General features: G+C 61.1%; 11 protein-coding genes. 7 read left to right on the forward strand and 4 right to left on the reverse strand.

Going from position 1 to position 12,762, the window contains the following annotated elements:
- Nucleotides 1-17: 17 nt before the first annotated feature.
- The 4 genes from glp to ABY454_RS07190 form a co-directional block, all read right to left on the reverse strand.
- Nucleotides 18-1,319, reverse strand: a complete 1,302-nt coding sequence (gene glp / locus ABY454_RS07175) for a gephyrin-like molybdotransferase Glp (RefSeq protein WP_372929497.1) — start codon at nucleotides 1,317-1,319, stop codon at nucleotides 18-20.
- The gene (mobB, locus tag ABY454_RS07180; RefSeq protein ID WP_372929498.1) at nucleotides 1,316-1,831 is read right to left on the reverse strand and encodes a molybdopterin-guanine dinucleotide biosynthesis protein B; all 516 of its coding nucleotides are present in this window, start codon (nucleotides 1,829-1,831) and stop codon (nucleotides 1,316-1,318) included. Before mobB ends, glp begins: the two co-directional genes overlap by 4 nt.
- Before the next feature lie 82 nt (nucleotides 1,832-1,913).
- On the reverse strand, nucleotides 1,914-4,715 hold the full coding sequence (gene fdhF, locus ABY454_RS07185) for a formate dehydrogenase subunit alpha (RefSeq protein WP_372929499.1): 2,802 nt from the start codon (nucleotides 4,713-4,715) through the stop codon (nucleotides 1,914-1,916).
- Nucleotides 4,716-4,726: 11 nt separating this feature from the next.
- A complete protein-coding gene (locus tag ABY454_RS07190) occupies nucleotides 4,727-6,325 on the reverse strand; it encodes an NAD(P)H-dependent oxidoreductase subunit E (protein ID WP_372929507.1) in 1,599 nt (532 codons plus the stop codon).
- Here ABY454_RS07190 and ABY454_RS07195 point away from each other — a divergent pair.
- From ABY454_RS07195 to ABY454_RS07225, 7 genes are all read left to right on the forward strand, one after another.
- Nucleotides 6,266-6,511 carry a hypothetical protein gene (locus tag ABY454_RS07195; RefSeq protein WP_372929508.1) on the forward strand — a complete coding sequence of 82 codons (246 nt, stop codon included), beginning with the start codon at nucleotides 6,266-6,268 and terminating at the stop codon, nucleotides 6,509-6,511. The genes ABY454_RS07190 and ABY454_RS07195 overlap by 60 nt on opposite strands.
- Before the next feature lie 145 nt (nucleotides 6,512-6,656).
- Nucleotides 6,657-7,364, forward strand: coding sequence for an ABC transporter permease (locus ABY454_RS07200; RefSeq protein WP_372929500.1), 708 nt, complete (start codon nucleotides 6,657-6,659; stop codon nucleotides 7,362-7,364).
- The gene (locus ABY454_RS07205; RefSeq protein ID WP_372929501.1) at nucleotides 7,357-8,121 is read left to right on the forward strand and encodes a phosphate ABC transporter ATP-binding protein; all 765 of its coding nucleotides are present in this window, start codon (nucleotides 7,357-7,359) and stop codon (nucleotides 8,119-8,121) included. The genes ABY454_RS07200 and ABY454_RS07205 overlap by 8 nt, the downstream gene beginning before the upstream one ends.
- Nucleotides 8,122-8,218: 97 nt before the next feature.
- Nucleotides 8,219-8,995, forward strand: a complete 777-nt coding sequence (locus tag ABY454_RS07210) for a substrate-binding domain-containing protein (RefSeq protein ID WP_372929502.1) — start codon at nucleotides 8,219-8,221, stop codon at nucleotides 8,993-8,995.
- Nucleotides 8,996-9,181: 186 nt separating this feature from the next.
- Nucleotides 9,182-9,472 carry a hypothetical protein gene (locus ABY454_RS07215; RefSeq protein WP_372929503.1) on the forward strand — a complete coding sequence of 97 codons (291 nt, stop codon included), beginning with the start codon at nucleotides 9,182-9,184 and terminating at the stop codon, nucleotides 9,470-9,472.
- 114 nt (nucleotides 9,473-9,586) lie between these two features.
- Nucleotides 9,587-10,861, forward strand: a complete 1,275-nt coding sequence (locus ABY454_RS07220) for an efflux RND transporter periplasmic adaptor subunit (RefSeq protein ID WP_372929504.1) — start codon at nucleotides 9,587-9,589, stop codon at nucleotides 10,859-10,861.
- A partial coding sequence (locus tag ABY454_RS07225; RefSeq protein WP_372929505.1) for an efflux RND transporter permease subunit occupies nucleotides 10,858-12,762 on the forward strand: 1,905 nt, incomplete at its 3' end. The genes ABY454_RS07220 and ABY454_RS07225, both read left to right, overlap by 4 nt.

The following is a 12,762-nucleotide window of genomic DNA, read 5'->3' on the forward strand; positions in this document are numbered from 1 at the left end:
GACTGGCGTGACGTCCCTTACGAGACTTCGCTGGTCAGGTTCAGGCGGTCGCCAAACCCAAAAGCGGAGAAGGGGATGAAGTCCACTTCATCTCCTTTACGAACCTCTTCCACATTTTCGCCGAGCTCGATCAAGCCGTCCGCTTCGCGTAGTGAGGAAATGAGACCGGAGCCGTCTCGGGGGAATTTAGCGACGACGAGCCGTCCATTCTTTTCAACCAGCCGAGCGCGCCAGAACTCGCGGCGTCCCGCCTTCTTCTTCTGCGTAAAGTCAGCCGGCAAGGAATATCGCGGAGGCTCCGGCCAAGCGCCGCCGGCGAGCCGCGTCAGCACGGGCCGCACATACATAAGAAAGCAGACGAAAACAGCGACGGGGTTGCCGGGGAGGCCAAGAACGACGCAGTCACCAATTTGCCCAAAGCTCATCGGCCTACCGGGCTTGATCGCGATCTGCCAGAGGTGCCGCTGACCGAGGGCATCGATGCAGGCCACGACATGGTCCTCCTGACCTTGGCTGGCGCCACCGGAGATGACGATGGCGTCGAAGGCGCCGCTCGCGTCAGAAAGGGCCTCGGCGACAAGCTCGCGCGTGTCAGGCAGCACCCCTAAGTCAATCGCCTTTGCGCCCGCGGCCGCGATAAGACCCTGTAACATAGGTGCGTTGGCGTCGTAGACCTTGCCTGCCGAAAAGGCTTCGCCCGGCCGCAAGATCTCATCTCCCGTCGAGAGCACCGCGACCTTGAGTGGCAAGTGGCAAGCAACGGAGTTCAGTCCAATGGCAGCTGCGCTTGCAATGTCTTGGGGTCTTAGACGCACGCCCGGCTCAAGGAGCGTTTCTCCCGTCTCTGCATCTTCGCCTGCAAGCCGCCGATTGGCACCCGCCTTCAAGCCCGGCGGAATAAAGGCCCAGCAATCTGGACCTCGTTCCTCGACTTGAACGTCCTCCTGCATCGCAACCGTATCGAGGCCTGCCGGCATGGCCGCGCCCGTGAAAATGCGTACCGCGCCGGCCGCTGGGATGGGGCCTTGAAAGGGATGCCCAGCGGCCGCCTCGCCGACGATCGGGAAAGCTGAACCTTTAGCCGCATCGTAAGTGGCAGACGCAAAGGCATAGCCGTCGACGGCAGCGTTGTCGTGCGCAGGGATTGGACGCACCGTCACGACGGGCTCCGCCAGGAACCGGCCCGCCACCTGGGCGAGCGGGACCTGCTCTGTCCTTGTAACGGGTGTCACGCGCGATTTCAGGATCTCGAGAGCCTCGCGGTGGGGCAGGCGGTCCCTATCAAGAACGAAACAGTCATTGACTAGCTTGGCCGTCATGAGCGCTTGAGCCCCACCGTTTCAATGATGAAGTCCACGATTTGCCCGACGTCGTCGCTTTGGAAGACAGGCAAAGTGTCCGTCTCGTCCTGCGGCCGGTCTGAAGCAATTGCCACGACGCCGGGACAGTCCCCGGCAAGAGGTTCGCGGGAGACGGCGCCATCGCGGCGAATCTCGATCTTCGGATAGGCCTCGCTCTTATAGCCTTCGATCAGGATGAGATCGCAAGGCCCCGCGTGGGGGATGAGATCCTGCAAAGTCATTTCTGGCAAATCGCCCATCTCCCGCATCAAGGCGAAGCGGCGAGGGGATGACAGCATGACTTGGCGTGCCCCGGCTTCGCGCATCTTGAAGGAATCGCGTCCGGGGTGGTCGATGTCGAAGTTCACATGAGCATGCTTAATGACCGAAACCTCGAACCCCCGGCACGTGAACTCGCCGATGAGGTTGGCCATTAGCGTTGTCTTGCCGGAATTCTTCCAGCCGATCACGCCAAAGATGGGTTGGGTCATGGAGCGCTCTCACTTAGAAGAGTTCCCGCACGCGAGCAGGGCACACGGCGCCACTGTCCGACATGTATGCCGAATTCGGCCCTTAGAGACCCGCAGCCGTCACGTCCAGACTGGGCTCCGGCACCTTCTTTGGCTCACCATGCGCTGGACCGATCTTGACGGCGCAAAACTTGAATTCCGGAATCTTGCCGTAGGGGTCGAGCTGCGGATTCGTCAGGACGTTTGCCGCGGCCTCAACATAGGCAAATGGTATGAATACCGTGCCTTCCTGAATGGCCATATCGGCGCGAGCCGTGAGTTCTATCGATCCGCGACGGGTTGTGACTCGTATCAGATCGCCCGGCGCGACGTCATTGCGCGCAAGCGTATTGGGGTGCGCGCTTGCCGTCGGGCTCGGCTCTAGCGAATCGAGGACATCCGCCCGTCGTGTCATCGCCCCGGTGTGCCAATGTTCCAATTGCCGTCCGGTAATGAGAATAAGCGGATACTCATCGTCCGGCACTTCGGCCGGCGGTGACAGGTCTGCGGGCACGAGTCGGGCGCGTCCAGACTCTGTTGGGAAGCCATCGCCGAACACGACCGCCTCGCCGGGATGATCGGGCGCGGGGCAGGGGTAAAGAACCGAGGACTCGTTCTCCAATCGATCCCAGGTGATGTTGTCGAGCGAGCCCATCGCGAGCTTCATCTCAGCAAAGACCTCCGAAGCATGGGTGTAAGTCCAATCTAGTCCCAGCCGCTTGGCCAACTCAACGAGGATCCAGAGGTCTTCGCGCGCATCGCCGGGCGTATCGAGGGCCTTGCGGCCCATCTGCACCTGGCGGTTCGTATTGGTCACCGTTCCGTTCTTTTCGGGCCAGGCCGAGGCAGGCAAGATAACGTCGGCCATCATAGCAGTCTCGGTTAGGAAGATGTCCTGCACCACGAGATGTTCGAGTTTCCCAATGCCGGCTCGTGCGTGGTCGAGGTCGGGATCGGACATGGCGGGGTTTTCACCCTGAACGAACATGGCCTTGATCTCGCCGGCGTTTGCCGCGTTGATGATCTCAACCACGGTTAGACCTGCTTTGTCGGTAAGTTCCGTCTTCCAAAGGTCTTCGAACTTTTTGTTGAACAGGTCGCCTTCGACGTCCTCATAGTCCGGATAGAACATCGGGATGAGACCCGCATCCGACGCCCCTTGCACATTGTTCTGTCCGCGCAAGGGATGCAGCCCGGTACCGGGGCGACCCACTTGACCGCACATAAGCGCCAGCGAAATCAGGCAGCGTGAATTGTCCGTGCCGTGTACATGCTGGGAGACGCCCATGCCCCAGAAGATCATGGCGTTGCTGGCATTGCCGAAGGTCCGGGCCACGTCGCGGATTGTGTCGGGATCGATACCGCAGGCCTCCGTGACTGATTCAGGGCTGTAGCTGGCGAGCTTCTCTTTCAGAGCGTCGAAGTTATCAGTGTGGGCTTGCAGATACTGAACGTCGTAGAGCTTCTCCTCGACGATCACATGCATGATGGCATTGAGCAGCGCCACATCGCTTCCCGACTTGAAGCGCAGCATATGAGATGCGTAATTGCGAAGAGCCTGGCCGCGCGGGTCGATGACGATCAACTTCGCCCCTCGACGTGCCGCCTGTTTAAAGTAGGTCGCGGCCACGGGGTGGTTCTCGGTTGGGTTGGCGCCGATGATGACGATGACGTCGGCGTGCTCAACCTCGTTGAAGGTCGCCGTAACCGCGCCAGAGCCGATGCCTTCGATCAAGGCCGCAACCGACGATGCGTGGCACAGTCGGGTACAGTGATCGACGTTGTTTGTGCGGAAGCGGGTGCGGATAAGCTTCTGAAACAGATAGGCTTCTTCGTTCGAGCATTTCGCCGAGCCGAAGCCGGCGATGGCTTCGCCGCCATGGGCATCGGACACCCGCGCCAAACCGGACGCTGCAGCCTCGAGTGCCTCTTCCCAACTCGCCTCGCGGAAATGCGTATACGGGTTCGACGGGTCGACATTGACGCCTTTCGGCATGTTGGGTTTGCGGATGAGGGGCTTCGTCAGCCTTTGCGGGTTGCTGATGTAGTCGAAGCCGAACCGGCCTTTCACGCAAAGCCTGTTCTCGTTTGAATAGCCGTTGCGCCCTTGCACGAAGGCGATCTTCTCGTCCTTGATCTGATAGCTAATCTGACAACCGACGCCGCAATACGGACACACGGAGTGCACCTCGCGGTCGACTTCGCGTGTGCCATGCTGCGTGATCGGATCGACGATGGATTTCGGCATGAGCGCGCCGGTGGGGCAGGCTTGTACGCACTCGCCGCACGCCACGCATGTCGACTTGCCCATGGGATCGTCAAAGTCGAACACCGGCTTGGCGCCGATACCACGAAAGGCCATGCCGATGACGTCATTCACTTGAACGTCGCGGCACGCGCGTACGCATAGGCCGCATTCGATGCAAGCATCGAGATTGACCGCCATGGCCGGGTGCGAAAGGTCTGGTTCGATGATGCCATGAGCCGGGAAACGCGAAGTGTCGATGTCTTGCGCCTCGGCCCAATGCCAGAACGGAGACACGCGGTCGGGTGAGTCCTCACGCGGCGGCTGGTCAGCAAGCAAAAGCTCTATCACCATGCGGCGGGCTTTGGTCGCCCGGTCGGTCGCCGTATTGACGACCATGGCCTGCGTGGGCTTGCGGATGCACGAGGCGGTCAACGTGCGCTCGCCTTCGATCTCGACCATGCAGGCGCGGCAGTTCCCATCGGCAGCATAGCCCGGCTGCGGAAGCCAGCATAGATGCGGAATGTCGACACCGTGGCGTTGCGCAACCTGCCAGATGGTTTCATCCGGCTCCGCGGTGACCTCTTTCCCATCGAGTTTGAACGTCAATTGGTCCGTCATGGCGTCATCCACTAATGGCTGGCTGGGGTGCCGTCGTCTTCAGGGAAAAATTCGATCGCTGTGGCGAAAGCGTTCGGAGCAGCTTGACCAAGCCCGCAAATCGAGGCATCGCGCATGGTCTGCGCAAGCTCGTCCAAGAGCTCCTTGTCCCATTCGTCTCTTTCGAGCAGGGCCACAGCCTTGTCACATCCCACGCGGCACGGGGTGCACTGACCGCAGGACTCGTTCTTGAAGAACTGAAGCAGGTTGATCGCGATGTCAGCGACGCGGTCTTGCTGCGAAAAGATTACGATCGCGTGGCTGCCGACGAACGCGCCATATTTATCGAGCGTACCGAAATCGAGAGGCGCATCGCCCAGGCTCGCAGGCAAGATGCCGCCGGATGCGCCGCCCGGGAGATAGGCCTTGAACGTATGCCCAGCCTCCATACCGCCCGCGCGCTCGATGAGTTCGTTCACGGTCACGCCCGCCGGCGCGACGATAACGCCCGGCTCCTTAACGCGGCCCGAAACCGACCAAGATCGAAAGCCCTTGCCGCCGTTCATTCCATGATCGGCGAACCACTCGGCGCCCTTCTTCATGATTTCGGGCACCCAGTAGAGCGTTTCGACATTGTGATTGAGGGTGGGGCGGTCGAAGAGGCCCACCTCTGCGATGTAAGGCGGCCGGTTGCGGGGGTAGCCGCGCTTGCCTTCGATGGATTCGATCATCGCCGACTCTTCACCACAGATATAGGCGCCGGCACCGCGGCGAAGCTCGATGTCGCCATTTTTGATGATGCCCGCGGCTTCAAGCGCGGCGATCTCCTTGGCCAGTATGTGCAGCACGGCAGGATATTCGTCGCGCATGTAGAGATAGATGCGCTCAGCCTCCACGGCCCAAGCAGCAATCAACGCGCCCTCGAACATCTGATGCGGGTTGCGCTCGAGATAGAAGCGGTCCTTGAAGGTCCCAGGCTCGCCTTCGTCTCCGTTGATCGTCATCAGCCGAGGGACGGGGAACGAGCGAACGATCTGCCACTTCTTGCCGGCGGGGAAGCCCGCGCCGCCGAGCCCACGCAAGCCGGCGTCGGACATCTCGTCGAGAATGCTTTCGACGCTGCGCTTACCAGCGCGGCATTCTTCTAGCATCGCATAGCCGCCTTCGGCACGATACGCGGCGAGATCTGTGTACGCCGGAATGATCGGGTCGTGCTTGCCGCTTTCGACCGCTGCTTCGACGCTCTCCACCTTGGCATGGTCGACGAAATAGTGTCCCACCTCGCACACCGGCGCGGTGTCGCAGCGTCCCATGCACGGCGCTTTCACGACGCGCACTTGAGAAGGATCGACGCCGCTCTTCAAAGCGTCGTAGAGCGCATCGGCGCCTTTGATCGCGCAGGTGATAGAGTCACAAACGCGAATAGTCGTAGGTGGTGGCGGGGACTCGCCTTCCTTCAGTACGTCGAAATGAGCGTAGAACGTCGCCACTTCATAGGCGGCGGCTTGCGGCATCTTGAGTTCGTCGCACAGCGCGCACAAATGCGGCGCTGAAATACAATGATAGCGGTCTTGAATCAGATGGAGATACTCGATCAGCAGATCGTGCCGCCGTGGCCGATCCCCGAGCAATTCGCGAATCTGCTCAAGAGCCGCGAGGTCGAGTTGCCTCCCCTTGGGAAACGCACGCGCACGCTTGCGGGAACCGTTGCTTCGCTCGGGCCGCTGCGGCCCACCATTGACGGGGCTGTGCTGCTCCACGCTCCTATTTCCTTTTCCGACGATGCCCAGCTTGCCCAGCTGCCCTTGCGGGTTTGAATACTTCCAAACTTGGTGATACCAGCCAGTGATATGTGTGGGCAAGCCGGGTTGAGTGCTGGGTTACACTTTTGACACACGATCGGGAAAGCTGAACGCTTGATCGAAGAAACTGATCGAACAGCAATTAGGCGGTTCAATTCAGATGGCTGACTTCATCGACGCTTTTCAAACGGCATTGGGCCTGATCGTGACGCTCAACCACAATCTGGTCGAAATCCTCCTCTTGTCCCTGAACGTCAGCCTCACGGCGGTGGCCATCGCCAGCATTCTCGGCTTTGCCATCGGGGGTGCGCTTGCCGTGTATCGCTTCCCGGGGCGTGGGGCGGTGTCGGCCATCCTCAGTGCATTGATGGGGCTCCCGCCAGTGGTCGCCGGCCTCTTCGTGTATCTACTGTTGTCGAACGCGGGGCCGCTGGGCGTTCTTCAGCTCCTCTATACGCCAACGGCCATGATCATCGCGCAGGTCGTGCTGGTAACCCCGATCATCGGCGCGCTGACCCGCCAGGCCTGCGAGGATCTTCTCGAGGAATATGACGAGCAACTTCGCTCGCTGGGGGCTTCGTCGAGTGCTATCATCACCACGCTGCTGTGGGACGGTCGCTATCGCCTGATCACGGCAGTGCTGGCCGGTTTCGGCCGTGCGGTCGCCGAAGTCGGCGCGGTCATGATCGTTGGCGGCAATATCGACCACGTGACGCGGACAATGACGACCGCCATCGCCTTGGAAACCTCGAAGGGAAACATCGCGCTCGCACTGGCGCTTGGCATTGTCCTTCTCGCCATCGCCTTGATCGTCAATGCATCGCTGCTCTGGGTTCAGCGTTTTGCCAACCGTCTCGCCTATGCTTGATCCAATCTCACCACTGCACGGCATTAGCGACCGTCTTGCCGCGCCACCTCTTCCGGTTGAGCTCAATGGCTTGGGCTATGCGACCGGCGGGAAGCGCGTGATCGAGCAGGTTGATCTGACTATCGCCACACGCCGCATCACCGCAATCATGGGGCCGAACGGAGCCGGCAAAAGCATTCTGTTGCGGCTGATGCACGGTCTGATCTCGCCGACAGAAGGGGAGATTTTGTGGGCCGGGCGGCGCACGGATCGATCGATTGCGCGGCGGCAGGCCATGGTCTTTCAGCGCCCAGTGCTGCTCCGCCGCTCCGTGGCGGCGAATATCTCGCATGCCTTGGGGCTGCGCGGCGTGGAGCGCGGCGCCCGTTCCATTCGCGTCGGCGAGGCCCTCAAACTTGCCGGGCTGGAAGGTCATGCCTCGAAACCGGCGCGGGTGTTGTCGGGCGGTGAGCAGCAGAGGCTTTGTCTCGCCCGGGCGCTGAGCTTGGAGCCCGACGTCTTGTTCCTTGATGAGCCGACCTCAAGCCTCGATCCGGCATCGACGCTCGCCATCGAGCGGCTCCTGCTCGAGGCCCAAAGAGGCGGTATCAAGGTCGTGCTCGTGACGCACGACGTCGGGCAGGCGCAGAGGCTCGCCCATGACGTGGTCTTTCTGCACCGGGGTCGCGTGATCGAGCATCAAGACTCATCGAGCTTCTTCGACGACCCGCGCAGCGACAGCGCGCGTGCCTTCCTGCGCGGCGGCTTGGTGCTCTGAATAACTTGAGGCTGCCAATCCGGAGGATCCTTCTTTGATCTCCCTGCATCGACGCTTGCTGCTCGGCTTGATATGCGCCGCGCTCTTGTTTGCTCCCATGACGTCTGCGTCTGCGGACGATGACTTCATTATCGTGCAGTCGACCACGTCAACGCAGAACTCCGGTCTCCTCGATCACATCCTGCCGAAGTTCACAGAGAAGACCGACATCGCGGTGCGCGTGGTTGCCGTGGGCACAGGCCAGGCTCTCAAGAACGGCCGAAACGGCGACGGCGATGTGGTGCTCGTTCACTCCAAGCCCGACGAGGACAGGTTCGTCGCCGATGGCTGGGGCGTGAAGCGGCAAGACGTCATGTACAACGACTTCGTCATTGTCGGCCCGGCCGCCGACCCTGCCGGCATTCGAGGTATGACGGTCGCCGAGCAAGCGTTCGACAAGATTGCCGAGGCAAAAGAGCCGTTCGCCTCGCGCGGCGACGATTCCGGCACCCACAAGGCCGAGCTGAGGCTCTGGGAAAAGACGGACGTCGATCCGGTCCATGCAAGCGGCGACTGGTATCTGGAAACCGGATCGGGCATGGGTGCAACGCTCAACATCGCTGTCGGCAAACACGCCTATACGTTCACCGACCGCGGGACGTGGCTGAATTTCGCCAACAAGGGTGATTTCGAGATCCTGGTCCAGGGCGACCCGCAGTTCTTCAACCAGTATGGCGTGATCCTGGTCAATCCGGAGAAGCACCCGAGGGTGAGGGCCGAGAAGGGGCAAACCTTCATAGACTGGCTGACGAACGCAGCAGGCCAGAAGGCGATCGCCAGCTACAAGATCGACGGGCAGCAGCTATTCTTCCCCAACGCGCTTTCGGGAAGCTAGAAAACGGGAGATCCTCCCGGATTCTCCGTTAACTCTCCCGACCCCCTCACGATCACGTCACTTGACCCTAGGAGCCCCGGTCACATACTCCTGGGTATCATGAGTAGGCTCAGGTCCACCCTTGTCGCGTGTCTGACCCTTGCGCTGTCTACCCTTCCAGCGGTGGGGGCAAGCGCGTCTGTAGCCATGGCCACGGCGAAAGCCTCGCAAGACACTGTCGAAACGCATTGCGCCGAGCACGCCGAGGCGGCTCAGGCCGATAACGCCAAGGCCGACCACGCAAAAGATCAAGCGGACGGCCACTGCCCCGACCATGCTGCATGCGGCGGCAAATGCCTTTGTCTCGGTCTGACCGCGGTTCTGCGCGGAACCACGGAGGCTGAGCCTTCGCGTCTGCCGCGTCCGTCGACGGCCCGCATAGCCACTGATATCGGCGGACCGGCCTACATCCCGCCATCACCGCCTCCACGCGTCTAATCCTCAATTGATGCAACGCCGTTTCGCGTGAGCGTCTGCTCGCGCATGCGCGCGTGAACGAGCACTTCTGTTCTTGGCAGAAGTCCCTGCAACGAGGATTCGGAGACGCACGCGATGACGCGTCTAAAACGTTTCACCGTCCTGGCCGCTGGCATCTTGGCCGCCGCCGCGGGCAGCTATTGGGTTCTGCATCGGCCTGAACAGATGACGATGCAGACTGCGGAAACGAATGCGCATGCCGGTCATGCCGGGCACGCGGAGAACGACAGCGGTAAGAGCGAACGGAAGGTTCTCTACTACCGTAACCCGATGGGGTTGCCCGATACCTCGCCCGTGCCCAAGAAGGACTCCATGGGCATGGACTACATCCCCGTCTACGCCGATGAGGCAAGCGAGCCGGGCACCGTCACGGTGAGTCCCGGCAAGGTTCAGCGTAGCGGTGTGAAGACCGAGACCGTCGGCAAGAAGTCGATTTCCCGTGCGGTCCGTGCGCCGGGTGTCGTCGAACACGACGAGACGACACTGTGGGTCGTGACCGTTCGCTCCGACGGTTACATCGAGGACCTGTTCGTCGACAAGACCGGGGCGCATATCCATGTGGGCGAGCCGATGTTCCGGTTCTATAGTCCGCAAATTCAGTTGGCCCAAGTGGACCTTCTGGTTTCTCTGCGCTCGCAAGGCCGCAGCCGGGACGTCGAAGGCGCCATTCAGAAGCTGCGAAACCTCAACGTGCCGCAAGAGCGGATCGATGAGGTGATCGAGACCAAGGAAAATCTGCGAACGCTCGACTGGCCGGCGCCGGCGTCCGGCCATGTGATCGAGAAGAACGTGCTCAAGGGCCAGTTCGTGGAGGCCGGCGATGAGCTGTTCCGCATCGCCGACAATTCGAACGTCTGGGTCATCGCCGAAGTTGCTGAGGCCGACATCGCAGATATCAAGGTCGGCACGCCTGTCACGGTGACGCTCCGCGCTTTTCCCAACGACCCACACGAAGGCAAGGTCACCTTCATCTACCCGCATATGCGGAAAATGGAGACGCGGACGGTTTCGGTCCGCATCGAGCTGCCGAACCCTGGCGGGCAAATGACGCCCGGCATGTATGGAGACGTTGTCTTTCGTCCGGGCGCCAAGGCCGCGCCCGTCACGGCCGTGCCTGCAAGCGCGGTGATCGACAGCGGCACGCGTAAAGTGGTGCTCATCGCCAAAGGGGAAGGGCGTTTCGAGCCGCGCGAGGTGAAGCTGGGCCGTCGAGGCGAAGGCTATGTCGAGGTGCTGGATGGCGTGCAGGAGGGTGATGAAGTCGTCACCGCGGCCACGTTCCTCATCGATTCGGAGAGCAATTTGAGGTCTGCCCTGGAGAGCCTCGAAGACCAGGATCGGACGCCATGATCGCGAGCATCATCCGCTGGTCGGCTCGGAACGTCGTTCTTGTCAGCATCGCGACGCTGTTCCTGATCCTGGTGGGCATCTACGCCGTCAAGCAAGTGCCGCTTGATGCCATCCCCGATCTCTCCGACGTGCAGGTCATCGTCCATACGGAGTATCCCGGTCAGGCGCCGCAGGTCGTCGAGGACCAAGTGACCTATCCGCTCACGACCGCGATGCTCACCGTGCCCAAGGCGCGCGTGGTACGCGGCTTTTCCTTTTTCGGTGTGTCCTTCGTCTATGTGATTTTCGACGACGGCACCGACATCTATTGGGCGCGCGCGCGCGTGCTGGAGTACTTAAGCGCCGCGGCCAAGGATCTTCCGCCGAATGTCACGCCCGAGCTTGGGCCCGACGCCACAGGTGTCGGCTGGGTCTATCAATACGTTCTGCGCGGCGCGCAGCTGAGCCTCGCCGAATTGCGCACGCTTCAGGATTGGTATGTGCGCTTTGGTCTTTCCAAGGCCCAAGGCGTGGCCGAAGTCGCGAGCGTTGGCGGTTTTGTCAAACAATACAGCGTTGTCGTTGATCCGCGCCGTCTGCAGGTGCTCGGCATCCCGCTCTCTAAGATCCGGGACGTCATTCGTGAGAGCAACATGGATGTGGGCGGGCGCACGCTGGAACTTTCCGAGCGCGAATATATGGTGCGCGGCCGCGGGTACATTTCGAGCCTCAGCGATCTTGAAGAGATCGTCGTCAAGAGCGACCAGGGTGTGCCCGTGTTGTTGAAGGACGTCGCGCGCGTCGAGCTCGTCCCGGACGAGCGTCGTGGAGTGGCCGAGCTGAACGGGGAAGGCGAGGTTGTCTCCGGCATTGCAATCCAACGCTTCGGCGAGAACGCGCTGTCGGTCATCCAGAACACGAAGGACCAGCTTGCCGAGATCGCGCCGAGCCTGCCTGAGGGTGTTAGTGTTGAGACCGTCTATGACCGGTCGGATCTCATTTACCGCGCCATCGATACTTTGAAGCGGACGCTGTTCGAGGAAAGCCTCATCGTCGCCCTCGTCTGCGTCATCTTCCTTATGCATGCGAGAAGCGCGCTGGTTGCCATTGTCACCCTGCCGCTCGGCATCCTCATCGCTTACATCTGCATGTGGGCTCTGGGAATTTCCTCCAACATCATGAGCCTGGGCGGTATCGCCATTGCCATCGGCGCCATGGTCGATGCGGCCATCGTCATGATCGAGAACGCGCATAAGCGCCTCGAACATGCGCCTGCTGGGAAGTCACGCAGCGAAGTCATCGTCGAGGCGGCCGTCGAGGTCGGGCCGGCTCTGTTCTTCAGCCTCCTCATCATCACCGTCTCCTTCCTACCGATCTTCGCCCTGGAAGCGCAGGAGGGGCGGCTGTTCAAGCCGTTGGCCTACACCAAGACCTTTGCAATGGGCGCAGCGGCGCTGCTTTCGATCTTCGTCGTGCCGGCGCTGATGGTGCTGTTCATCCGCGGCCGCATCATGCCGGAGCAGAAGAACCCGGTGAACCGGTTCCTCACCTTCATCTATCGTCCGGTGATTACGCTCGCGCTCCGGTTCAAGACAGCCACAATACTGATTGCGCTTGGTGTGCTTGCCGCGAGTTTCTGGCCCGCCTCGAAGATCGGCAGTGAGTTCATGCCAAACCTCAACGAGGGGACGCTATTCTACATGCCGACGACCTTGCCCGGCATTTCGGTGACCGAGGCGAGCGAGTTGCTCCAGACGCAGAACAAGATCATCAAAAGCTTTCCCGAAGTGCAGTCCGTACTCGGCAAAGCCGGACGTGCTTCAACGGCAACGGATCCGGCGCCGATGAGCATGTTCGAGACGGTAATCAACCTCAAGCCGGAGGCCGAATGGCGTGATGGCATGACCATCGATGGTCTGATC

Source organism: Methyloceanibacter sp., from assembly GCF_041573655.1.
In the GTDB taxonomy this organism is placed as follows: Bacteria; Pseudomonadota; Alphaproteobacteria; order Rhizobiales; family Methyloligellaceae; genus Methyloceanibacter.

Coding starts and splice junctions, on each gene's coding strand:
- ABY454_RS07210 (WP_372929502.1), top strand. CDS start 8,219: ATGACGTCTGCGTCTGCGGACGATGACTTCATTATCGTGCAGTCGACC.
- ABY454_RS07205 (WP_372929501.1), top strand. CDS start 7,357: ATGCTTGATCCAATCTCACCACTGCACGGCATTAGCGACCGTCTTGCC.
- ABY454_RS07215 (WP_372929503.1), top strand. CDS start 9,182: ATGGCCACGGCGAAAGCCTCGCAAGACACTGTCGAAACGCATTGCGCC.
- ABY454_RS07200 (WP_372929500.1), top strand. CDS start 6,657: ATGGCTGACTTCATCGACGCTTTTCAAACGGCATTGGGCCTGATCGTG.
- fdhF (WP_372929499.1), bottom strand. CDS start 4,715: ATGACGGACCAATTGACGTTCAAACTCGATGGGAAAGAGGTCACCGCG.
- ABY454_RS07220 (WP_372929504.1), top strand. CDS start 9,587: ATGACGCGTCTAAAACGTTTCACCGTCCTGGCCGCTGGCATCTTGGCC.
- glp (WP_372929497.1), bottom strand. CDS start 1,319: ATGACGGCCAAGCTAGTCAATGACTGTTTCGTTCTTGATAGGGACCGC.
- mobB (WP_372929498.1), bottom strand. CDS start 1,831: ATGACCCAACCCATCTTTGGCGTGATCGGCTGGAAGAATTCCGGCAAG.